The organism is Rhodococcus sp. JVH1 (genome assembly GCF_000280725.2).
GTDB classification, from domain to species: domain Bacteria; phylum Actinomycetota; class Actinomycetes; order Mycobacteriales; family Mycobacteriaceae; genus Rhodococcus_F; species Rhodococcus_F jostii_A.
The window spans coordinates 3,769,833-3,791,779 of sequence record NZ_CP166289.1; the positions used below are offsets into that span (position 1 = coordinate 3,769,833).

General features: G+C 65.9%; 22 protein-coding genes. 14 read left to right on the top strand and 8 right to left on the bottom strand.

Going from position 1 to position 21,947, the window contains the following annotated elements; all coding sequences use genetic code 11:
• The first annotated feature begins 16 nt into the window (after positions 1–16).
• Genes JVH1_RS17340 through JVH1_RS17370 form a run of 7 tightly spaced genes read left to right on the top strand, consistent with a single transcriptional unit; the run spans position 17 to position 6,942 of the window.
• The gene (locus tag JVH1_RS17340; RefSeq protein ID WP_009476918.1) at positions 17–1,186 is read left to right on the top strand and encodes an ABC transporter ATP-binding protein; all 1,170 of its coding nucleotides are present in this window, start codon (positions 17–19) and stop codon (positions 1,184–1,186) included.
• Positions 1,186–2,544 carry an ABC transporter substrate-binding protein gene (locus tag JVH1_RS17345; RefSeq protein ID WP_009476917.1) on the top strand — a complete coding sequence of 453 codons (1,359 nt, stop codon included), beginning with the start codon at positions 1,186–1,188 and terminating at the stop codon, positions 2,542–2,544. The genes JVH1_RS17340 and JVH1_RS17345 overlap by 1 nt, the downstream gene beginning before the upstream one ends.
• A gap of 30 nt (positions 2,545–2,574) precedes the next feature.
• Positions 2,575–3,324, top strand: coding sequence for a tyrosine-protein phosphatase (locus JVH1_RS17350; RefSeq protein ID WP_009476916.1), 750 nt, complete (start codon positions 2,575–2,577; stop codon positions 3,322–3,324).
• A gap of 24 nt (positions 3,325–3,348) precedes the next feature.
• Positions 3,349–4,212, top strand: coding sequence for a phosphodiesterase (locus JVH1_RS17355; protein ID WP_009476915.1), 864 nt, complete (start codon positions 3,349–3,351; stop codon positions 4,210–4,212).
• Positions 4,212–5,165, top strand: coding sequence for a carbohydrate ABC transporter permease (locus JVH1_RS17360; protein ID WP_009476914.1), 954 nt, complete (start codon positions 4,212–4,214; stop codon positions 5,163–5,165). Before JVH1_RS17355 ends, JVH1_RS17360 begins: the two co-directional genes overlap by 1 nt.
• A gap of 8 nt (positions 5,166–5,173) precedes the next feature.
• On the top strand, positions 5,174–6,067 hold the full coding sequence (locus JVH1_RS17365; RefSeq protein ID WP_009476913.1) for a carbohydrate ABC transporter permease: 894 nt from the start codon (positions 5,174–5,176) through the stop codon (positions 6,065–6,067).
• A 32-nt stretch (positions 6,068–6,099) separates the two neighbouring features.
• Positions 6,100–6,942 carry a metallophosphoesterase gene (locus tag JVH1_RS17370; protein WP_009476912.1) on the top strand — a complete coding sequence of 281 codons (843 nt, stop codon included), beginning with the start codon at positions 6,100–6,102 and terminating at the stop codon, positions 6,940–6,942.
• Between the two features lie 59 nt (positions 6,943–7,001).
• On the opposite strand, the gene JVH1_RS17375 is transcribed toward JVH1_RS17370, so the two are convergent.
• A complete protein-coding gene (locus JVH1_RS17375) occupies positions 7,002–8,042 on the bottom strand; it encodes an Lrp/AsnC family transcriptional regulator (RefSeq protein WP_009476911.1) in 1,041 nt (346 codons plus the stop codon).
• Positions 8,043–8,127: 85 nt separating this feature from the next.
• Between JVH1_RS17375 and JVH1_RS17380 the strand changes: the two genes are divergently transcribed.
• From JVH1_RS17380 to JVH1_RS17400, 5 genes are all read left to right on the top strand, one after another.
• Entirely contained in the window at positions 8,128–9,606 is a 1,479-nt protein-coding gene (locus JVH1_RS17380; RefSeq protein WP_009476910.1) for an MFS transporter, read from the top strand.
• A 29-nt stretch (positions 9,607–9,635) separates the two neighbouring features.
• Entirely contained in the window at positions 9,636–11,036 is a 1,401-nt protein-coding gene (locus tag JVH1_RS17385; protein ID WP_009476909.1) for an amidase, read from the top strand.
• A 36-nt stretch (positions 11,037–11,072) separates the two neighbouring features.
• Positions 11,073–12,479, top strand: a complete 1,407-nt coding sequence (locus JVH1_RS17390) for a M20 family metallopeptidase (RefSeq protein ID WP_009476908.1) — start codon at positions 11,073–11,075, stop codon at positions 12,477–12,479.
• A 204-nt stretch (positions 12,480–12,683) separates the two neighbouring features.
• Positions 12,684–13,142 (top strand): nitroreductase family deazaflavin-dependent oxidoreductase, encoded by a 459-nt coding sequence (locus JVH1_RS17395; RefSeq protein WP_009476907.1) that lies wholly within the window; start codon positions 12,684–12,686, stop codon positions 13,140–13,142.
• Between the two features lie 312 nt (positions 13,143–13,454).
• Positions 13,455–14,135 (top strand): class I SAM-dependent methyltransferase, encoded by a 681-nt coding sequence (locus tag JVH1_RS17400; RefSeq protein ID WP_009476905.1) that lies wholly within the window; start codon positions 13,455–13,457, stop codon positions 14,133–14,135.
• Positions 14,136–14,138: 3 nt separating this feature from the next.
• On the opposite strand, the gene JVH1_RS17405 is transcribed toward JVH1_RS17400, so the two are convergent.
• Positions 14,139–15,368, bottom strand: a complete 1,230-nt coding sequence (locus tag JVH1_RS17405) for a cytochrome P450 (RefSeq protein ID WP_009476904.1) — start codon at positions 15,366–15,368, stop codon at positions 14,139–14,141.
• A gap of 145 nt (positions 15,369–15,513) precedes the next feature.
• Here JVH1_RS17405 and JVH1_RS17410 point away from each other — a divergent pair, with 145 nt between their 5' ends.
• Together JVH1_RS17410 and JVH1_RS17415 are read left to right on the top strand one after the other, a co-directional pair.
• Positions 15,514–16,293, top strand: coding sequence for a hypothetical protein (locus JVH1_RS17410; protein WP_009476903.1), 780 nt, complete (start codon positions 15,514–15,516; stop codon positions 16,291–16,293).
• A gap of 202 nt (positions 16,294–16,495) precedes the next feature.
• Positions 16,496–17,902, top strand: a complete 1,407-nt coding sequence (locus JVH1_RS17415; RefSeq protein ID WP_011596379.1) for a guanine deaminase — start codon at positions 16,496–16,498, stop codon at positions 17,900–17,902.
• Positions 17,903–17,958: 56 nt separating this feature from the next.
• On the opposite strand, the gene JVH1_RS17420 is transcribed toward JVH1_RS17415, so the two are convergent.
• From JVH1_RS17420 to JVH1_RS17445, 6 genes are all read right to left on the bottom strand, one after another.
• Complete coding sequence (locus tag JVH1_RS17420; RefSeq protein ID WP_009476901.1) at positions 17,959–18,426, bottom strand: DUF4440 domain-containing protein; 468 nt, start codon at positions 18,424–18,426, stop codon at positions 17,959–17,961.
• 86 nt (positions 18,427–18,512) lie between these two features.
• A complete protein-coding gene (locus JVH1_RS17425; protein WP_009476900.1) occupies positions 18,513–19,676 on the bottom strand; it encodes a Gfo/Idh/MocA family protein in 1,164 nt (387 codons plus the stop codon).
• 216 nt (positions 19,677–19,892) lie between these two features.
• The gene (locus JVH1_RS17430; protein WP_009476899.1) at positions 19,893–20,177 is read right to left on the bottom strand and encodes a hypothetical protein; all 285 of its coding nucleotides are present in this window, start codon (positions 20,175–20,177) and stop codon (positions 19,893–19,895) included.
• Positions 20,174–20,455 (bottom strand): hypothetical protein, encoded by a 282-nt coding sequence (locus JVH1_RS17435; RefSeq protein WP_009476898.1) that lies wholly within the window; start codon positions 20,453–20,455, stop codon positions 20,174–20,176. Before JVH1_RS17435 ends, JVH1_RS17430 begins: the two co-directional genes overlap by 4 nt.
• A gap of 147 nt (positions 20,456–20,602) precedes the next feature.
• A complete protein-coding gene (locus JVH1_RS17440; RefSeq protein ID WP_043780394.1) occupies positions 20,603–21,004 on the bottom strand; it encodes a lipopolysaccharide assembly LapA domain-containing protein in 402 nt (133 codons plus the stop codon).
• Between the two features lie 72 nt (positions 21,005–21,076).
• Positions 21,077–21,865 (bottom strand): hypothetical protein, encoded by a 789-nt coding sequence (locus tag JVH1_RS17445; RefSeq protein WP_043780427.1) that lies wholly within the window; start codon positions 21,863–21,865, stop codon positions 21,077–21,079.
• Between the last annotated feature and the right edge of the window lie 82 nt (positions 21,866–21,947).

Consider the following 21,947-nt stretch of genomic DNA (forward strand, 5'->3'; position numbering starts at 1 on the left):
TCATCGGGAGAGGCCAATGGGCAGGATTCGGATCGAGAATCTGAGTCGAAAGTTCGCAGATTTCACCGCGGTCGACAGTATCGACCTCGACATCCGGGACGGCGATTTCCTGGTCCTCCTCGGGCCCAGCGGGTGCGGAAAGACCACGCTGCTGAGGATGCTCGCGGGGCTGCTCGAGCCGACCAGCGGACGGATCCTGCTCGACGACGACGACATCACCGCGGCGCCCTCCCGGCGCCGGGACGTCGCGATGGTTTTCCAGAGCTACGCGCTCTACCCGCACCTCAGCGTCGCGAAGAACCTCGCGTTTCCGTTGCGCGTGAAAAAGATGCGCAAGTCGGAGGTAGCGGAGCGCGTCGAGGCCGTCGCTCGGCAACTCGACATCGCGCACCTGCTCGGCCGAAAGCCGAAGGAACTGTCCGGTGGCCAGCGGCAGCGCGTTGCAGTCGGGCGCGCGATCGTGCGTGATCCGAAGGCGTTCCTGATGGACGAGCCGCTGTCCAACCTCGATGCGAAGCTCAGGACCGCGACGAGGCGTGAGCTCACCGAACTCCATCGTCGCCTCCGTGCCACGTTCGTGTACGTCACCCACGATCAGGTCGAGGCGATGACGATGGCGACGCGGATCGCCCTGCTGAACAACGGCGCACTCGAACAGGTCGGAACACCCGAGGACGTCTACGACCGGCCGGCGTCCGTGTTCGTCGCAGGTTTCCTCGGCAGTCCCGCGATGAACCTGCTCGACGCACGCGTCCGCACCGTCGACGGCACTGTTGTCGCGTCCGCCGAGGGCGTGACCGCACCGTTGTGGCGTGGACAGACCGACGGCCGCGACGTCGTCCTGGGCATTCGGCCGGAGCATCTCCGCGTCGCCGACCCTGTGGATCATCCGGGGGTGCGGCTGTCGGTCGACGTCACGTCCGTCGAGAATCTCGGCAGCGAGCAGGTCGCGTACTGCGAGGTCGGGGGTGCCACGGTCTGCGTGCGCGCACCGCGACCGATTGCATTGCGCCCCCATCGAACCGCCGCCCTGACTGCGGATCCCGCCCACGTGCACCTCTTCGACCGCGCGACCGGACGCCGCCTGGAATGGGTGGACGTTCCCGAACTCACCGACTTCGACTCCGCGGCCCCCACGGCTGTGGACCACTCTCCCGAAACACTTTCCGCAACAGGAGCAGCGTGATGCGTAGATCGACATTCTCTGTCGTCGTAGTGGCGGCCGTGGCCGCCGCTCTGACCGGCTGTGCCACCGGTGGAGCCGCGCCGGGCACCTCGGGAACCGGCGCACCGGTCCCGGATCTTTCCCCCGACCAGCAGGTCGACATCGTCTTCGAGTCGTACAACCTCCAGCAGGCCGGGCTCTGGTCGGACACGATCAACGGCCTTGTCGCCGACTTCGAGGCGCAGCACCCGAACATCCACGTGAAGGCCCAGCCGCCGCAGGGCAGCGGCACGGCCGGCGCCGGAACCGCGAGTAGCGTGCAGACGCAGATGCTCGCCGGCTCGCCCCCCGATGTGGCCCAATTAACCTTCGACACTCTCGATTTCGCCGTCAACGAACTCGGCGCACAGTCGCTCGACGGACTGTTCGGGACCGAGGCCGTGGACGCGACGTTCGGTGGAGAGCATCCGTTCCACCCGCGGGCCGCCACCCTCGGCGACTGGGACGGCGAAACGTACGGCATCCCCTACGTGTTCTCCACACCCACCCTCTTCTACAACGCGACCGCGCTCACGAAGGCCGGGCTGACCGCCGACGCCGACCTGTCGACGTGGCCGAAGGTGGCGGCTGCCGCCAAGGCCGTGACCGCGGCGACGGGCAAGCCGGCGCTGTCCGTGTCGTGCTCGGTGAAGGGTGGCAACTGGTGCATGCAGGCGCTGTTCCGCTCGGCAGGCGGCGATGTGCTGTCGCAGGACCGCAAGACCATCGAATTCGGCGAGCCCGGTGCGGTGTCGGCGGTGACCGCGTTGCGGCAGATGTACGACGACGGCGTCCTCGCCAACCTCGACTCGACCACCCAGTACGAGAGTTTCGCGAAGGGCGACGTGGCGATTCAGCTGCAGACGTCGGCTCTGCAGGGGATGTTCATGAAGTCGGCGGCGACCGATGGCTGGGACCTGCGCGCCGCACCGATGCCCGCCTTCGAGGGTCACGCCGCGGTGCCCACCAATTCGGGGTCGGCTCTGTTCACGTTCTCCCAGGATCCGGCGAAGCAGCGCGCGTCGTGGGAGTTCATCAAGTTCATGACGAGCGACCACGCGTACACCCAGATCTCCAGCAAGATCGGCTACCTTCCGCTTCGTCCGTCCCTCACCGAGGATCCGGCATCGCTAAAGGAATGGGCCGACGACAACCCTCTCCTGGCTCCGAATCTCGGCCAGCTCGACAAGCTCGAGGCCTGGGAGTCGTATCCCGGCAACAGCTATGTGCAGGCCGACGACATCCTCGGCCAGGCCGTGGAAGACGCGGTCTACTACGGCAAGGACCCGGCCGCCACCATGCAGGCGGCGCAGCAGCGCGTGCAGGAACTCATTCAGTAACCACTTCCGACAGAACGAGACACCGACACCATGACCAGCACTCTGCCTGCGTCGACGAATCATCGACGCCTGAATCTGACCGGCACCTATAACTTCCGCGACCTGGGCGGGTTCCCTACTGATACGGGGACCACCAAGTGGAACAAACTGTTCCGCTCGGACGCGCTTCACCAGCTCGACCAGCCGGCCCGCGACAACCTCCGCGAGCGGAGACTCGCTCTCGTCATCGACCTTCGCGAACAGCAGGAGCTCGACGACAGTCCGAGCGCACTCGACGGCGTCGGACACCGGGTGGAACACCTGCCGGTGTACGAGGGCGAGATCGACCTGGACGGCGCGAACTTCGACCTCGCGGTCGTCTACCGCGACATGGTCGAGAATTACGGACATCGTTTGACCCGCGCCGTCCGCGCCATCGCCGCCTCGGGCGATGACCCGACCGTCGTGCACTGCACCGCGGGAAAGGATCGCACCGGGCTGGTCGTCGCTCTCACCCTCGCGGCGGTGGGTGTCGATCAACGCGACATCGTCGCCGACTATGCGATGTCCGAGGTTCTGCTGGCCGGCGACTGGGCGCTCGGTATGGCCGAGAAGATGCGCGGCCGCGGCCTTCCCGACGACGTGGACGTCGATCACCTGGTCGGCGCCAGCCCGGCCGTGCTGATGCGCACGACCCTCGACTCCATTGCAGCCGCGCACGGCGGCGTCCGCGACTACCTCCTCGGCCACGGCATGATCGAGCGGGAACTCGACGACCTGCGCGGCGCACTCGTCGCCTGACATCCACTTCCACAGGAGAACTTCATGTCCCAGTACGGGGAACCCGACCATTACATCCTGCATGTGAGCGACACCCACTTCGTCGCCGACGGCGCCCTGCTTCACGATTCGGTCGACAGCGACGCCAACCTCTCCCGGCTGTTCGAGCGGCTCGAGAAGGCAGGCCGCCGGCCCGAGGCCATCGTGTTCACCGGCGACCTCGCCGACAGGGGCGAACCCGAGGCGTACGTGCGCCTGCGCCGTATCGTCGAGCCCGCCGCAGAGCGCCTCGGCGCGAAGGTGATCTGGGTGATGGGCAACCACGACGCCCGGCCCGCCTTCCGGAGCGGCCTGCTCGACACCGAACCCACCCAGGACTCGGTCGACGTGGTCGTCGATGTCAACGGATTGCGGATCATCGTGCTGGACAGCACGGTCCCGGGTTTCCACCACGGCCTGATCAGCGACGAACAGCTGGCCTGGCTGACGGACGTCCTGGCCGAGCCGGCACCGCACGGCACCCTGCTCGCCCTGCACCATCCGCCGGTACCGGGCCTGCTCGACGCCATCGAATCGGTGGAGTTGAAGGAACAGCACCGGCTCGAGACGGTGCTCGCGGGCACCGACGTCCGCGGAATCCTCGCCGGACACCTGCACTACTCCACGACGTGCACGTTCGCGGGCATCCCGGTGTCGGTGGCATCGGCCACCTGCTACACCCAGGATCTGCTCGTCGACGAGGGCAGCATCCGCGGCCAGGACGGCGCGCAGGGTTTCAACATGGTGCACGTCTACCGCGACCGTGTCCTGCACACGGTCGTCCCCCTCGACGTGTCCCCCACCGTGTACGAGATGACTGCGGACGATATTCGGCAGTCGATCGAGCAGCTCACGGCGCCCGGCGTCTGATGTTCGTCGAAGTTCCAGCCGCAGCCTCCGCCGTCCGCGCCGACACAGCGGCGGTTCCGTCGCGGGCCGACCGGGTACGGAGCGGTCTCGCGCCCTACCCGTATCTCCTGCCCGCCGTCGTCCTGCTGATCGTGTGGATCTACAAGCCGCTCGGGGAGACCATCGGCCTGTCGTTCTACAAGTGGAACATGGTGCCCACCAGCCCGAAGGTTCCGGTGGGAGTGGACAACTACGTTCGCGTACTGTCGCTGCCCGAGCTCCATCAGGCACTGCGGAACACGATTGTGTACGTCCTCGCGTTCATGGTGTTCTCGTTGCTGCTGCCGATGGTCGTCGCGCTGCTGTCGAACCGGGTCGCCGGGCGGTGGAAGACGCTCTACCAGGCCCTGATCTTCGTCCCGTTCCTCATCACCCCGGTGGCCGGCAGCGCGATCTGGCGGTGGCTGTTCAATCCCGAGGGCGGCACGATTCCCCGGGTGGCCGCAACCCTGGGTTTCGAGTTGGGCAACGTCTTTCGAGAACCCGGCCTCGCGATGCTCGGTGTCGTGCTGATCGTCGGGTGGCAGATGCTTGGCTTCGGTGTGCTCGTCATCTCCGCCGGACTGGCCGGAATCAATCCCGACTACGCGTCGGCGGCGGCCCTCGACGGCGCGTCGCAAGCGACCATCACCCGCAAGATCACCTTGCCGCTGCTGTCCCCGACGCTCGTGTTCCTCGGCCTCATGACGATTCTACTGGGGGCGCAGTGGGCGTACCCGATCATCGACATCGTCACGCAGGGGGGTCCGAGCGGTGCCTCCACCAACATCTACTACCTGCTGTACCAGTTCGGATTTCAGAATTTCGACGCAGGACTGTCGGCTGCTGCGGGAACCCTGTTCTTCCTGGGCTTCGGACTGATCGCAGTCGTGTTCGTTCGTGTGTCGGACCGGCTGAGCTTCTACGACAACTAGGACACCCCATGGCATTTGCACTCGTCGATGCGCCGGCCCGATCGACCGCCGCCGCCGCCGCGACCCGCGATCCCGGCGACGCCCCGGGCACCACCCGTTCCCGAGGCCGCATGGCGACCGGGCACGTGGTTCTCGCTGCCGTCACCATGTTCAGTATCTTCCCGGTGTACTGGATGTTCGCCACCGCGTTCCGCCGTCCCGAGGACTCCCTGTCCGTCAGCCCCGTGCCGTCTCCGTTCAGTCTGGACAACTTCCGCTACGTGTGGGAGACCATTCCGATGGCGTCGATGCTCGTCAACACGTTCGTCATGGCGTTGGCAATGTCCGTCAGCCAGCTTCTGGTCGCGATCCTGGCCGCCTACGCGTTCGCGCGGTGGACCTTCTTCGGGAAGCAGGTGCTGTTTCTGCTGTTCGTGGGATCGTGGCTGGTGCCGTTCCAGGTCACCATGATTCCGAACTACCTTCTCATCTCACAGATGGGCCTGCTGAATACCGTTGCCGGAATCGTGATCCCGAATCTGTGTTCGGCGTTCGGTGTTCTGCTGATGCGCCAGCACATGGAGGCGTTTCCGCGAGAGTTGCTCGATGCCTCCCAGATCGATGGCCAGAACTCGTGGGCAACCCTGTGGAAGGTGGTGCTGCCCAACATGAGACCGGCGCTCGCGGCACTGGGCATCATGCTGTTCATCTCGGCATGGAACGAGTACCTGTGGCCTTCACTGATCATGCGTCAGTCGAATGCGGTCGTCCAGATCGGAATTCGCGGCTTCCTCGGCGCGGAAGGCAACAACTGGGGTGCTGTGATGGCTGCGTCCGGCCTCGCCTGCCTCCCCATCTTCCTGATCTACCTGTTCCTCCAGCGCTACGTGCGCGACGCATTCGTCCGGTCTGGCCTCAAATAGCTTTCGGCCGAACACAACCCGAAGGAGCTCCGATGAAGATCATCCAGATCAGTGACACGCACCTGTCCGCCCGCGGCGGGCGCACACAGCAGAACTTCGAACGCGTCGTCGACTACGTGAACCATCAGGTCCGTCCCGATCTGATCGTGCACTCCGGCGACATTGTGATCATCCACCCCGATGAAGCGGACGACCGTGCGCACGCCCACGAACTGATGCAGCGGTTCGCCGCCCCGGTGCTCGTCGTGCCCGGCAACCACGACGTCGGTGAGCCGGGCTCTGCGCCGTGGAAGGGAATCGGCGTGACCGATGAGCGAATCGCCGCTTTCGAGGAGGTGTGGGGTCCCGATCACTGGCGCCACGACGTCGATGACTGGACGGTGCTCGGACTGAACAGCGAGCTCTTCGGTTCAGGTCTCGACCGGGAAACCGCGCAGTGGGCCTGGATCGAAGACGTGGCCGCGGACGTCCCCGACTCGCAGCGGGTGATCGTATTCCTGCACAAGCCGATCTGGAGCGCACTGGACGAGCCGGTCGGGCACGCCGTCGACATCGGGGAATCTCGTACCCGGTTGCTCACAGCGCTCGGGAAGATGTCACTCGCTGCCGTCGGCAGTGGGCACCTGCACTGCTATCGGCAGACCGTCCGCGACGGGGTGCGCGAGGTCTGGGCGCCGTCAACCGGGTTCGTGGCCGGCGAGGGTGAATCCCTGCCCGGGCCGCTCCACCAACTCGGCATCGTCGAGTACGACTGCACCGGAGGGGCCGTGCGCGCGAGCTACCGATCCGTGCCGGACCTCGAAGACGTCACGATTGCCGCCGTGCCCGAGGTGACCGCGGCCATCGACGCACTCGGACACAGCACAGTCGGCTGACGTCGAGTCGAGGTGTTACCGGCCGACGTCGGTAGACGCCTGCCCCACTTCCTCTGCGTTCACTGCCCCGTCCCGGGCCGGGCCGGGGCAGGGTCGTTGTGAACAGTCGACAGTCCGGTGACGAATCCCCGGGCATCCAACAGGCGCCCCAGGTGTACTGCCGGCCGGATGACGACGGCGCGGTCGGCGATGCGGGCTCCAGCGAGGACCTTCTCGAGCAAGGCTTCGAATCGGTTGACGTCGGCAAGGTCACGAGTCCATAGGGTCATGACGAGGTTGTAGCGGCTCGCGGTGGTGACCGCGAGCCGGACCTCCGCGAGCCGCGACAGCGTCGACCGAAGCCGATGGATGGAGGACGCAGGCACCTGCACGAAGTACCAGGCGTTGATCGGCCACCCCGTATAACTACGGGCGACATCCGTCCGTAGGACAAGGTCACCCGAGTGCCGGAGTGTCGCAATGGCATCGACGACTCGTTGGTTACTCACGCCCGCCTTCGCGGCGATGTCACCGGTAGGGGTGCGTCCGTCGCGGTACAACTCACGGAAGAGGGCCGCCTGGAGGTCGGCAGGGACCTGCCGTGCTGCGCGGGGCCGGGGCGCTTTGGCCCGGGGAACCCGCTGCGCCTCCGACTCGGAGAGGGCGCTCAACCTCCAGTCGCTGCCCTCCACGAGAACCTCGGTGACCAGGTGCGTGCGAGCGTGTGTGATCAGACGCTGGTCACCCAGCCGATCGATCACGAATGCCGACAGCGCCTCGAGGTCGGCTGCCGCGACCACGGCGACGAGATCGCGGCCACCGGACGTGTGATCAATGGTGCGCACAATCTCTTCGTCGGCGAGAAGACTCGCAGTCTCGGCGGCTTTCCCCTGCGCACATTCGATCTCGACGATGGCCACTGCAGGGAAGTGCCGACGCTGCCCGGTAATCCACGCAAGCCCCTCATCGGTAATCCTGGCCCATCGCCGGGCGAGCCCGACCGGATCGGTGCCGAGAGCCCGGCCCAGTTCGGTCCACGATGCTCGCGGCTCGAGTTGCAGAGCGTGAATCAGCCGTAGATCGGAGTCTCTGCGCAGAGAATCCGGACTCGAGGTGGTCACTTTGCATCGTTTCCTGACATTTAACTTATCGGATTTCAATCGAATTGAGGATACGGGCACCACACAGATTTCGCTGGAGGAACATATGAGCACTACACCGCACACCGGCGCGAGGCGGGCCACCGGAACCTCCGCGGCCGTCGGATTCCTGATTGTCATGGAGGTCGGAAGCGGGCTGTTGCAGGGGTGGTACCCACCGCTTCTCACAAGCATCGGACAGGAACACGGGACCTCGGCAGCAGCACTGAACTGGGTGAATGCGATCTTCCTACTCGCATCGGTGGCCTGCGTGCCGATCATCGCCAAGCTCGGTGACATGTACGGCCATCGCAGAATGCTCGTGGCATCCGCCGCGGCAGTGGCCGTGGGATCCTTCGTCGTCGCTTTCGCCCCTTCGTTCGCCGTCCTTCTCGTCGGCCGTGCCCTGCAGGCGCCGTTGATCGCGTTCCTGCCATTGGAATTCGCCATCGTCCGTCACCGGGATCCAGGCAGGGCGGGGCGCAACATCGGCCGTCTGATCGGGGCACTCACCGGCGGCGTCATCGTCGGCGGATTCCTCGCGGGCTGGTTCATGACCGGAATCGACAACCTGACCCTCGTGCTGTTGGTTCCCGGGATCATGATGGCGATCTGCGTCCCGGTCGCACACTTCCTCGTCCAGGAGACGACCGTCCGCAAGGAGGGGCGCATCGACTGGGCAGGGGCGGCGCTCCTGTCGTCCGGCCTGCTCATGGTGATGGGGGGCGTCTCCAACGGCAACGCGATCGGGTGGGCAAGCCCTCTGATCGTCGCTCTCGTCGCCGCAGGTGCGGTCGCGCTGGCGGCTTTCGTGGTGGTCGAGAATCGAGTGACCAACCCCCTCATCGACTTCCGCGTCCTGAAGCGGGGCAGGCTCGTGCTCCCGATGCTCATCGCCGCCCTGCTCGGAGCTCAGTCGTTCGGTTCCCAGGCGCCCATCTCGTTGTTCTCGCGAGCCGATCCGAATGCGTACGGGTACGGCCTCGGTGTGACGGCCACGGTCGCGGGTCTCCTCTTGTCGATCACTGCCACCGGAGCATTCATCGCCTCGACGATCAGCGACCGGATTGCGCGCACGCTGACACCTCGCTTCGCCGTCGTATTCGGCGCACTCGTCAGCGCCGCCGGGTACGTGGCGATGCTTGTCGCGCACGCAAGTGTGATCACCTTCTCGATCTGGCTGTTCTTGTTGGGCTTCGGCGCCGGACTACTCGCGGGTGTGGTGCCGGCGATCATCGTCAATCGCGCTCCCGAGGATTCGGTCGGTATCGCCTCCGGCCTCTACAACAGCTCCCGAACCGGAGCGGGATCGGTCGCCGGGGCAATGTTCGCCCTCCTCATGTCATCGCTGGTCACCTCGGTGACCGTGGGCGAGAAGACGAGCTCGATTTCGTCGTTCACCTCCTACGCGACGGTCTGGGCGATCTGCGCCGCCCTCTGCATCGCCATCGCCGTCCTGGCCCCGTTCCTCGGTTCTCGCCGCCCGCGGATCCCTTCCGAGGTCCCCTCACCGACCGTCGGCGAGAACGCGCCCGCAGTCGCCTGATCACGTCATTCAATCGAAAGGAATGAGTTTTGCCCGATAACACAATTACCAGTCACGCAACGAGCATTTCCGAACTGAACGAGGCATTCGGAAACGGATCGCTCACGCCGCTCGATGCACTGGAATCGACCCTCGCGCGGATCGCAGCGAAGGACGACACCCACCGCGCGATCTACGTGATCGACGCCGACGAAGCTCGTGAGTCCGCAGGGCGTAGCACCGAGAGGTGGCGCAGCGGCACCCCACTCGGCCCGCTGGACGGCATCCCGGTGACCATCAAGGAAAACACCGCGAAAGTCGGTCTGCCGCAGTCGTATGGGACCGCCGCACGCGAACCCGTGATCGCAAGAGAGAACTCGCCCGTCGTCGACAGACTGCAGGAGGCGGGCGCCCTGGTGGTCGCCAGCACCAGCATGCCCGATTTCAGCGGGCTCGGGTCCGGGGTGTCGTCCCGTCACGGCACCGCACGCAACGCCTGGAATCCCGCCTGGAACACCGGCGGCTCGTCCTCCGGTGCGGCCGTCGCCGCCGCACTCGGGTACGCGCCGGTCAACATTGGAACCGACATCGGCGGGTCGATCCGCATACCCTCAGCCATGAATGCCGCGTTCGGGTTCAAGCCGTCCTACGGGCGGGTGCCGATCAACGACACCTACCTCGGCCGCTGCGCCGGCCCGATCACCCGCACCGTCCGCGACGCCGCCCACACGATGGCATACCTGTCCCGCCCCGACGCACGCGACCACAGCTCGCTCCCGGACGAATCGATCCGGTGGACCGACCTCGACATCGACATCCGGGGGCTGCGCATAGGCGTCAATTTCGCTCCGGTGGAGGGCAAGTCCGCCGATCCCGAGATCGTCGCGGCGGTCCGGCGGGCGGTCGCGGTGTTCGAAGCCGCCGGCGCCCAGGTGGACGTCGTCGAGCCCTACCTGTCCCGGGACTACCTGACCACTGGGTTCATGCCCTTCTTCACCGCGCATCTGTGGGCGCAGATGCGCGACAAGAACATCGTCGACGATCTCACCAATGCGAATCAGGAGATGGTGGCGGCGGTGTCGAGCGTCGGCTCGCTCTCCTCTCTCGAGCTCATGCGGGCCTACGACTCGATCGGGCCGCTCGTTCAGGAGACCGTGGACATGCTGGGCCGCTACGACGTCGTCCTGTCCCCCACCTCCGGCATCCTCGCCGGGCCGGCCGAGAGTCCGATGATCAGCGAGTTCGCCGGATCGGCCAACTTCACGTCCGCGTTCAACGCCGCAGGCACCCCCGCGGCCTCGATCAACTGCGGCTTCTCCAAGGACGGAAGGCCGATCGGCCTGCAGATCGCCGCAGATCGGCGGCGCGACCTGACCGTTCTCCAGGTCGCCGCGTGGTACGAGGCCCACCGCGGCATGGAGGCGACTCCCGACTGGAGCGCTCTCGACTGACCAACCATCACCATCTCATTCGAAGGATAGGAACACATGAGCACCACGCACGAGCTTGCCCGACTGATCGACGACCTCGCACCCAGGTTTACAGCACTCAGTGATGCGATCTGGGATAATCCCGAATTACGTTGGGAAGAAACCGCATCCGCGGAACAACATATCGAGCTGGCACGCTCCGAGGGGTTCCGCATCACTCCAGCGATCGGTGGTGTGCCGACCGCGTTCAGCGCGGAGGCCGGTTCGAGTGAACCCGTGATCGCCATTCTGGGTGAATATGACGCGCTCGCGGGCCTGAGCCAGGAATCCGGTAACCCCGAACGCACCCCCGACCCGTCGAACACCTCGGGTAACGGCCAGGGCTGCGGCCACCACCTCCTCGGCGCGGGTTCGCTGCTCGCCGCCACCGCCGTCAAACGCCACCTCGAAGAAAACAGGCTACCGGGAACCGTCCGCTACTACGGGTGCCCCGCCGAGGAAGCCGCGGCGGGCAAGACCTTCATGGTCAAGGCCGGGGCGTTCGACGACGTCGACGCATCGATCTGCTGGCATCCCGGCGACAGCACCCTCGTGCAACGCGACCACAGCCTCGCGTATATGCAGTCCTATGTTCGCTTCACCGGTGTCGCCTCCCACGCCGGAGCGTCGCCCGAACTCGGCCGCAGCGCACTCGATGCGCTCGAACTGATGAACGTGGGCGTCAATTTCCTCCGCGAGCACATGCACTCCGACTGCCGCATCCACTACGCCATCCTCGACGGGGGCGGGCGCTCGGCGAACGTCGTCCAGCCCTATGCCGAGGCCTACTACGTCGTGCGGGCGCCGAACGTCCGGGAGATGCGCGCGTTGTTCGCGCGCGTTCGCAAGATCGCCGGAGGCGCCGCGCAGATGACCGAGACCACGGTGGAGATCGAGATCGACGGCGGCTCCTCGAACCTCCTGGGAAACACCGTGCTGGAAGTGTCGATGCAGGACACGCTCCTCGAGCTCGGTCCGGTGCCGTTCGACGAGGAAGACCTGGCAACCGCACGAAAGTTTGGCACGGACAAGCCTATCGACATGTTCGGCACCACAATCGAAGAGGGCGACAGCCCCCTCCACGACGGCGTGATCACCTTCGACGCCAGCGCGCCCCGGCGCGTGCTCACCGGCTCGACCGATGTCGGCGACGTCAGCTGGGTCACTCCCACCGTGCAATGCACCACTGCCTGTGTCACTCGCGGCACCCCCGCGCATTCATGGCAGCTGGTCGCCCAAGGAAAGCTCCCCGCCGCACACAAGGGCATGATCCACGCGGCCAAGGTCATGGCCGGATCGGCGATGAACCTCCTCACAGATTCAGCCCTGCTGAAGCTCGCGACGGAGGAGTTCCTGGAACGCACCACCAAACAGCCGTACGACTCGCCGATCGACGACGGAGTGATCGCACCACCGCTGCGGTAGACAGCGAGACGGGCACTCACACGAGTGCCCGTCTCAGGCGCGCGCTGGGGCGAATCCCGAACAGGTTGTCCTCAGCGATGTCCAACCGATCAGGAATCGAGAAGCGCCGACCACCGGGCCGCACTAACGTCATTGCCGAGAGCCGTAGAGCCGGCGGCTCAGTCGTGGGTGTCGCGAGGCGAAGTGACCGATGGGAGAGAGCACATGACGAACAACCAAGGCAAGCGTAAAGCCGGAACCCCCGGCGCGTTCTCGCGGTGGATGCAGCGAAAGATGAACGCCCGCATGAACCGCAAGATCCGACGCGGCCACGGCCAGTTCATGGGTATGGACGTGCTGATCCTGAACACCGTGGGTCGTCGCAGCGGACAGCCGCGGCAATCGCCGGTGGCGTGGTTCGACGACGGTGACGATGCCCGGCTGGTGGTCGCGTCGGGTGGCGGCAGTCAGAACCCGGACTGGCACGCCAATCTGATGGCGCACCCCGACAAGGCGTCGGTCGAATTGCCGGGCCACGACGCCACGCCGGTGATCCCGCACCAGCTCGACGGCGCCGAGCGTGAGCAGGCATGGCAGCGCATAGCCGCCGCCCAGCCCCGCATCGCGAAGTACCAGAGCAAATCCGACCGGGAATACCCCGTCATCCGGCTCACCGCGCGGTAGCTACATTCCGATTCGCCTCGGCGCCCAGGGCTCTTCGCACGGTGGCACGGAACCATTCGGTGCCGGGGTCCGGTAGCACCCTCCTGTAGGTGGGGACCAGAATACTGGCGCATTTTCCGGATTCGCACTCGCGGGAGATCGACTACACCGGGGCCGACACCTCATCACCCCTGTTCACAGCCCTGTCAGGCACGCGGCGATGCTGCAAAACCGACCGCGCACCCGTTAATCTCGAATCGACACCGGCGAAGGACGTCGACCCGCACGGGTTCGGGCGCCGTGGGAACCGGGATGTCAACGAGGAGCGCGACCATGCCGATGGCACCGTTCGGCCCCATCACCGCGATCTACACACCGGCGCACGCCTGGATGTACGAGACCATCGTGGCACCGGCCGTCTACCGCTCACGCCACGTCATCGACGAGTACTTTCTGCCCCATCTCCCACCGAACGCCCGCATTCTGGACGTCGGATCGGGCGGGGCGCTGTTCACGAACTACATCGCCGACCAGCGCCCCGACGTGCATATTCTCGGCCTCGATCTGTCGGAAGCCCAGATCAAGCGCGCCACCAAACGCATGCGCAACTACGGCGACCGGGTCCGGTTCGACGTCGGCGACGCCACGCGGCTCGATTTCGCCGACCAGACCTTCGACGGCGTGATCAGCTACGGCTCCATCAAGCACTGGTCGTCGCGTGAGGCCGGGCTCGCCGAGTGCGTGCGCGTCCTCAAACCGGGTGGCCCGCTGCTGATCACCGATGCAGACCGCAGCACGAGTTTCGAGGACGCCGAAAAGTTCGTCGAGAACTACAAGGCGCCGCGCGTTCTCGGCAGCATCAATCTCGCGATCTTCCACACCTGGATCGCCGGCCGCTCCATCAGTCTCGACGAGGCGCGTGACCTCGCGAGCCGACTCGATCTCGTCGACGAGCACGTTTCCCGCATCAGCGAGATGCCGCTGGTCATGATTTCCGGGCGCCGGCCTGCGTGAACCTCACCGTCCGTCACGTGTCCGGGCCGGCAGTGCGGCGACGCCGCTGATGAACGCGGAGAGCAGCAGTTCCGGTTCGCCCACCGCGTGAAGTGTGGGGTGGGCGGTGAAAAGTTCTTCGAGCATGACGCGCAGCTCCAGCCGTGCGAGGTTGACGCCCAGGCAGTGGTGGATGTCTTTCGCGCCGAACCCGAGATGCTTGCCGGCGTTCGCCCGGGTGATGTCGAACCGGCCCGGACCATCGAAGACGCGTTCGTCGTGGTTCGCGGACAGATACCACATGACGACCTTGTCCCCCGCCGCGATGTGGGCGCCGCCGAGCTCGGTGTCGACGGTCGCGGTGCGCCGCATGTAGGGCACCGGGGAGGCGAAGCGGATCACCTCGTCGATCGTGTTGTCGATGTGGCCGGCGAAATCGGCGAGCAGCAGTTCTTTCTGGTCGGGGTGCTCGCTGAGCAGATGCAGCGCCCAGGCCAACGCTTGCCGGGTGGTCTCGAAACCCGCCGTGATCAGAAGGATGACGAACGAACCGAACTCGGTCGGTGCGAGGGCCTCGCCGTCGACCATCGTCGACACCAGCCGGGACGTCAGATCCTCGCCGGGATCCGCCTTGCGTCTCTCGCCCAGCTCGAGGGCGTATCCATAGATCTGGCCCAGGCCGGCCGCGCCGCCGGGTGCGGTGACGAACTCCTGATCACCGCCTCCGGCAACGACATCGGCCGCCGCGGCCAGGATCATCGGCCGGTCGCTCTCCGGGATCCCGATCAACTCGCAGATCACCTGCACCGGCAATCGTGTCGCGACGTCGGGGACGAAGTCGAACTCGGCATCTCGGGGCAGGTCCGCGGCGATCTGCGCAGCGGTGCCACGCACCCGCTCGGCGATGCCCCGCACCGAGGCCGCGGTGAACGCCGATTGCACGATGCCCCGCAGACGCCGGTGCCGGGGATCGTCCATGGCGATCATCGACATGGCGAACTCGAGGATCTCGGCCGGGACGTCGTCGATGGTGAAGCCCTTGGCCGAGGAGAAGACCTCCGGGTTCCGGCTCACCGCCACCACGTCGTCGTATCCGACGACCGACCAGAAGCCCGGACCGGCTGTTTCCGCATGGAACTCGATCGGCGATCGCTGACGAAGCTCCTCGAACATCGCGCGACGGCCCGCGAAGCTGCGGTCCCAGAACGCGCGTGATGCGGGCGAGATGATTTTTTCGGACGCAGAACCCGTCACCGGTCCCCCTCGGTCGGTTGTATCGACAGTGCGACCCTACTGGGGAAGCCGTGGTTACGCTGATGAGGCATCACCGCAGGTCAACAGCTATGATCATAGGATCACCCGGCAGTGCGCCGGAGATGAAACCGGGGAGGATCGACCTGTGGCGTCGAGGGTTCGGCTCGGCAACGTGCGAGAGGTGCGCGATCATCCGTTGGGGATGACCGAGACCGGGTTTCGGGCCGACTTGACCCAGCACGAAGCGTTCGCCAGAGGTCGTGGCACGTTCCCCGGTGATGCCGACAGCGTCCGCTCCGAGCGTGAACTGTTCGTCACCGCCCCGGACGACGAGGTGCTCGCGGTCGCGACGATCACCGGGGTCCGCGAGCACGACGGCGAACTCGTCGTCGACGGAGACCTGGTTGTCGATCACGAACGGGTGGGGACGCGACTGCTGATACGGACCCCGGCCGAGAACGTCTTCTCCTGCGCGGACGAGGAATCGGCGTGGGCGGGCTCGATCGAGCGGGCGCGGTGGGTCTACGTGCGGGCACTGGTCGAGGTCGCATCGGTCAAGACGGCGTCCTACGACCGCCGGCTCGCAGGCGCAGACCCCGCCGCCGACCCCGAGATGACTCTGGCGACTGCCAACGAGACGATGCAGGTGGTGCCTCGGTACGTGATGATCCACCGCAGCGGAAAGCTGCGTCTCGGTGGGCCGTACGCCGACACCGCGGATTGGGACAGCCACGTCGAACCCTGGACGGACTACGGATACGTCGATTGCCTGCGCCTCGACGACGTCCTGGGCACCAGCGGCGACCTCGACATCGACGTGCTTCGCCCGCTCACGTCGCGGGCCGCCGCCGCGGAACTCCTCGAGTCCTTGGGCTGGGACAAGGTCATCCGTCGATTCGTCGACGACCGCACACCCCCGCAGTAGCACCGAGCCGGTGGTGATTGCCGCGGGCGCTTGGCCTGTTCGGCCGCGACCCGGGTCTGATCGGTGGCATTGTTAATACGGGCTGTTATCTCATCGTGGGTGCGGCACGGCCGCACAGGTGCTACTCGGCTGGGCTTTCGTCCAGCCGCCGAAGTTCATTGCAGAAGGCATGATCCGTTACCACTCGACGGGAGTTCATCGCATGGCCACGCATACCCATCTCGGACACATCTTCCACATCGCCGGCACACCGAAAGTGACCGAAGCCGCGGCCGCCCTGGTATCGATTCCCGACGGCGCCCTGGTGCTGGACGATGGCGGGCGAATCGTGTTCTGCGGTGACAGAGCCGAGATCCCGTCGGACTACGAGTCCGGCACCGTGCACGACCACAGGCCCGGCTTTCTGCTGCCGGGGTTCGTCGACACCCACATCCACTTCCCGCAGACCTACGCCGGCGACTCCTACGGCGGCGGCCAGCTGCTGGAATGGCTGACCCTGTGCATGTTCCCGTCGGAGACGAAGTTCGCCGACCCGGAGTTCGCGCAACAGGCGGCCGTCGAGTTCACCAACCGGCGGATCTCGGCGGGCACCACGGCCGCCATGGTGTTCGGGTCGGCGTTCCCACATGCGCAGGACGCGTTGTTCACCGAGACGCAGAAGGCAGGTCTGCGCATCGTCAGCGGCCGCGGAATTCAGACCGTCGGCGGCGAAACCGCTCAGCCGCTGATGACCTCCGAAGAGGACGCGATCCGGCTCACCCGCGAGGAGATCGAGAAATGGCACGGCGCCGACACCGGCGATGTCGACACCGCGTTGCTGCACGTGGCGATCATCCCGCGGTTCTCGCTGTCGGTGACCCCCGAGACCCTGAAAAATCTCGGGGACCTCTACGAAGAGGTCCGGGACCGCGGTGTGTACGTGCACTCACACCTCAACGAGAACAATCGCCCCGGCACCGGCGAGGTCGACTCGACCAAAGAGACCTATCAGGTGAATTCATACCTGGACACCTACGACGGGAAGTTCCTACCCGGTTCGGAAGTGGGCGGGAAGAGCCTGCTGGGCCGACGCACCATCCTCGCCCACTGCGTGCACTGTCAGGATGTCGAGCTCGAGCGGATGGCCGAGACCGGTACGTCCGTCTCGCACTGCCCGATCTCGCAGCTGTTCCTGGGATCCGGAACGATGCCGTGGAAGCGCACCGTCGCGTCGGGCGTCAACATCTCGGTGGGAACCGATTTCGGCGGCGGCGACGAATGGCTGATTCCCCGGGTGCTCGGCGACGCGTTCAAGGTGCACATCAGCGAGGCCGGTGACGACGGGGTGTCGATGCATCCGGCCGAGATGCTGTTCGTCGGTACCCTCGGCGGTGCCCGGGCTTTGGACATGGAGAACCGGTTCGGCAACTTCGACGTCGGGAAGGAAGCCGACTTCGTTGTTGTCGACCCGTCCGGCACGCCGGCGCTCGACGGGCTGCTGCGCAACGCCGTTCGCGCCGCCGATCCCGACCTGGCCCGCGATCAGACCCTGTTCGCGCTGCTGATGGGGATACGCGACACGTCCATCTCCGAGGTCTACGTCGCAGGCCGACGAGCCAAGGCGTCCTAGACGGGTGGTTCCTCGTGACCGCCGGACGACATCACGGTCGACCGGCGGTCACCGCTCTAGGGGTTCACCGACGAATGGTGGTTGGCGATCAGCCACTTTCCGTCTTCGTAGCGATAGACCCATGTCACCCTGGCCGCCACATCCTGGCCGTTGGCGTTGATGACCCAGCGGCCCACGTTGTAGGCGAGGTTGCAATCCGAATACTTGAAACTTTCTTCCATGCGGGCAGTGGGATCGGCCTTGATCAGGTTGACGAAATACTCCGTTATCTCCTCGGGAGTGTCGGCGATAGGCACCGACAGGGTCGGCAGCAGCACCGCATCCGGCCGGTACAACGCGGCGACCCTGCTCGCGTCACCGCTTTCCAGTGCGTCATTCCAACTCGTGAAGAGCGCATCCAGTTCACTGTCTGTCGCGCGCACGCAATTGTCTTCGGAGTCAGAGGAACTGCCCGAGGAACAGGCGACCGCCGAAATTGCCAACGCGAGAATCGCAAAGCCCGAGCCGAACGGTTTGGTATTCATACCAACCTCCGCGGAGAAAGGCGCCTACGGGAATTGACCCGCCAACCGATAAAGCGTAACTCCGGGACCTGGCTCTGCGGATCGGATCAGCGCACGTCGACCCACGCACGAGATGCGACCGAGGCCGTGATGGCGTCGAGAGTTTCGGCCGCGGCCACAGCGTCGGCGATCGTTGCGCCCCGGGGCTTTCCGTCGACGATCGAGGCGATGAAGTTGTTCCCCTCGATGACCTTGAGGTCGTCGTAGCTCATCGAGGACGCGGAACCCGGCTGGAAGCGAGCATACGCTCCGGCGTCGGGGCCCACCCACACCGTGGTGATCGACTGGTCCTGGTACTCGCTCCCGAGGCTCGTTCCGAGTTCGTTCATCCGGCGGAAGTCCCAATACACCGCACCCTTCGTGCCGTGGATTTCGAACCCGTAGTTGTTCTGCTCGCCGACGGCCACGCGACTCGCGTCCAGCGTTACCCGTCCGCCGGACGACAGGCGAACCAGGGCGCTGACGAAGTCGTCGTTCTCCACCGGCCCCAACTTGCCACCCGTCGCGCGTGCGTGCCCGCTGGTGGCACCCGACGGGATGGCGCGCTGCGGGATGAAGATCGCGGTGTCGGCCACGACTGCGTCGATGTCGCCGAGCAGGTACCGGACCAGATCGACACCGTGCGAGGCAAGGTCGCCCAGAACGCCCGACCCACCACGCGCGTTCTCGTAACGCCAGCTCAGCGCGCCGTCCGGATGCGCGGCGTAGTCGCTGAGGAAGCGGAACCGCGAGTGCGTGATGGTGCCCAATTCGCCCGCCGCGATGAGGTCGTGCGCCATCGCAACGGCCGGTGCGTTTCGGTAGTTGAATCCGACGGTCGACTGGACGCCGGCCTTCTCCACAGCGGCGGCGACTGCCTTCGCGTCCTCGGACGACAGCCCGACCGGCTTCTCGATCCAGATGTGCTTGCCCGCCTCCGCCATCGCGACGCCGATCTCGCGGTGCAGGAAGTTGGGTGCGGTGATGCTGACCGCGTCGATGTTCTCGTCGGCGGCGACGTCGCGCCAGTCGGTCAGCGCTGCGCCGAACCCGAACTGGGCGGCAGCCTCCTCGGCGCGGCCGGGTACCTCGTCGGCGACGGCCCCCAGACGGATGGACGGCGCTTCCGGAAAGTGGTGGCGCTGACGCAGATACGCGTTCGTGTGCACGCGGCCCATCCAGCCGAATCCGGCGACGGCTACTGCGATTTCGGTGGGGTTGACGTTGGTCAAGATCGACTCCGGGACTGATCGGTGCGGCGTGTGTCTCTACGACAGTGCTGCGCGCCACGAGCGAAGTCAATCATTTGTTCTGACAAACTGGCTCTCGAGGTGATTTTGATGGCTTTTCCGGGCCTCGCACCGCCATCGCGCGGAGGGACCGCTGATCGCGCGGACCAGCGTTCCCCTTCCGCAGCAGGTGCCGACCCGGCGCACCTCCACCAGCGACTACGCGCCCGCGCGTCGCACCAACGCCGGTACGCCGGCGTCGACCCGAACCATCCACTGATCCAGCGACTCGAACATCTCGTCCCCCGACGGTCCACCGGGAACAGAGAGTTCATGCAACGCTTGGCCTTCCGAAGGAACCAGCGAAACCTGAGGCGGGACGTCCTCACCCGATGCCGTGCCCGCCGCCACGTCCGCAGTCCGCAGGACAGCGGCGAGAATGCCGCCCTGTTCGTCCGTCAGGACCTGCATCTGAGAAACCCTTGGTGATTCCTGTGTCGTCATGCGAGGACGCCTCCTTCCAGATGGAACCACACGCCCGACGTGGAGCTGTTGTGAATGCCGAGCACGTAGTACTGCTTGCTGGGGCCGCCGAATACCGGTGCGTTCGCGGTGCCCTGCCACTGCGTCATCAGGATCTTCGTGCCACCACCGCCCTGGCTGGCGTCGAGTCTCGCAGTCGCCAACTGCGGGCCCTTCCAGATGTCTCCAAACGAGAAGGAGAATTGATTCGCCTGCCCAGCGGCGAGAAAAAGCCCCTGAGGGGTTGTCGACCAAGCCATTTCGGTGTCCTTTCGTCGATGCGATACAGGACCGACCGTACGAGGACCCTCGCCAGTTGAACCGAGTAGTCGACTACTCGAATCTCTCGGCCGAGGGCCTGACCGGTCGACGCATCGGTCGATGCGAACACGGAAAATGAGCAACGGTCAGGTGGTCAGTTTCCGTTGCCGGTTCGCTGCCCGCCGGATCTGAAGGATCCGGACACCGCCGACGAGCGCCATGACCACCGCACCCGCGATGGCCGCGAACAGCAGAGTGACCCCGAGCGGGACCGTGAACTCCCAGACGAACAGTTCCAGGACGACGCTGTCGAGGTTCTGCAGGATGAACACGAGAAGCAGGATCAGAACGAGAATGCCGATGACCAGACCAGTCCACGTCGCCCCGGTACGCGTGTGCTTGATCCCCTTACCTCTCGCCACATCCGGCGGTATCCCGGAACCCGCGTCATGGGCGTGCGGGTCGGAAGGAGGCACCCCGCCGCCCGGCGTCTGTCCTGCCGGCAGGTGCGGTCCGGCGTTCGGTGTTTCGTCCGTTGGGGGCAACATGGGACCCGATTACCCAGGCCGTCACCCCACCAACCGGGTCAGGGCTGTTCCTCCGGCACGTCGGGATGTCGATCATCGTGGCGTGATCAACAGGGGCACGAACCGGTCGATCAACTCCTGGATGGGATCCTGCGCCACCGGCGGTGGTGGTGACGCCGGATCCTCCGCGAAGGCACCGAGAACGTCACCGGTGTGCTGGTCGGCAGTGCCGTACGTGTTGGCCGCTACCGAGAAATCGGGCCCGAACGACGCGGACGCGACAACACTGGGCCCCAGGTCCGACCACCCCCACTTGGTTCCGGTCACCGACGGCAGCCGCCCGGTACCCCAGTTCTGATGGGTTCCGTCGGCGGCGACGGGGGCCGCGGTGGCCATCCACTCCAGAATGCGGCTGTCCGGATCGGTGGTCTTCTTCGCCTCGAGGAACGTCACGGTGTCCGCGGTGCTGGTAACCGCATCGCCCCAGAATCCGGAGCCGCGCGTACCGGTCAGCCGATACTCGGCGGCGATCGCATCGATCGACTGCGGGTACTTGGCGTACGCCTGCGAGGCGGCGGAATCGTCGCTGTCGCGGATCATCCGCTGTCCGAGCGCGAGGTCCTCGGGAGAGCCGTCGCCGTGCCGGAGCATGTAGTCGGCTACATACAGCTTCACGATCGACAAACCCGGCCGGGCCTCCCCCTGATTCGCCGTCCCGACGCGGGTTCCGCTCGGGGTGTGCGTGAACGACAGCGCCGTCCGCCCCGGCACGTCGTCGATCCTGTCGGGCGTCGGGGCCGAGTGGGCCGTCACTCCGGACGCGGACGCGACGAGGCCCGCGACCAACAGCGACAGCGCGGCGCGGCACACCCACCTCTTCATTCCGTGCGAGTACCCGATTCCACCCGGCTCAGCCGCCCCGATCACCGGATATCCGGTTCCTGCGGTGTCTGTCTCCCGAGTC

Coding starts and splice junctions, on each gene's coding strand:
- JVH1_RS17440 (WP_043780394.1), bottom strand. CDS start 21,004: ATGTTGCCCCCAACGGACGAAACACCGAACGCCGGACCGCACCTGCCG.
- JVH1_RS17345 (WP_009476917.1), top strand. CDS start 1,186: ATGCGTAGATCGACATTCTCTGTCGTCGTAGTGGCGGCCGTGGCCGCC.
- JVH1_RS17390 (WP_009476908.1), top strand. CDS start 11,073: ATGAGCACCACGCACGAGCTTGCCCGACTGATCGACGACCTCGCACCC.
- JVH1_RS17380 (WP_009476910.1), top strand. CDS start 8,128: ATGAGCACTACACCGCACACCGGCGCGAGGCGGGCCACCGGAACCTCC.
- JVH1_RS17365 (WP_009476913.1), top strand. CDS start 5,174: ATGGCATTTGCACTCGTCGATGCGCCGGCCCGATCGACCGCCGCCGCC.
- JVH1_RS17395 (WP_009476907.1), top strand. CDS start 12,684: ATGACGAACAACCAAGGCAAGCGTAAAGCCGGAACCCCCGGCGCGTTC.
- JVH1_RS17400 (WP_009476905.1), top strand. CDS start 13,455: ATGCCGATGGCACCGTTCGGCCCCATCACCGCGATCTACACACCGGCG.
- JVH1_RS17445 (WP_043780427.1), bottom strand. CDS start 21,865: ATGAAGAGGTGGGTGTGCCGCGCCGCGCTGTCGCTGTTGGTCGCGGGC.
- JVH1_RS17355 (WP_009476915.1), top strand. CDS start 3,349: ATGTCCCAGTACGGGGAACCCGACCATTACATCCTGCATGTGAGCGAC.
- JVH1_RS17420 (WP_009476901.1), bottom strand. CDS start 18,426: ATGAATACCAAACCGTTCGGCTCGGGCTTTGCGATTCTCGCGTTGGCA.
- JVH1_RS17415 (WP_011596379.1), top strand. CDS start 16,496: ATGGCCACGCATACCCATCTCGGACACATCTTCCACATCGCCGGCACA.
- JVH1_RS17340 (WP_009476918.1), top strand. CDS start 17: ATGGGCAGGATTCGGATCGAGAATCTGAGTCGAAAGTTCGCAGATTTC.
- JVH1_RS17350 (WP_009476916.1), top strand. CDS start 2,575: ATGACCAGCACTCTGCCTGCGTCGACGAATCATCGACGCCTGAATCTG.
- JVH1_RS17430 (WP_009476899.1), bottom strand. CDS start 20,177: ATGACGACACAGGAATCACCAAGGGTTTCTCAGATGCAGGTCCTGACG.
- JVH1_RS17370 (WP_009476912.1), top strand. CDS start 6,100: ATGAAGATCATCCAGATCAGTGACACGCACCTGTCCGCCCGCGGCGGG.
- JVH1_RS17435 (WP_009476898.1), bottom strand. CDS start 20,455: ATGGCTTGGTCGACAACCCCTCAGGGGCTTTTTCTCGCCGCTGGGCAG.
- JVH1_RS17360 (WP_009476914.1), top strand. CDS start 4,212: ATGTTCGTCGAAGTTCCAGCCGCAGCCTCCGCCGTCCGCGCCGACACA.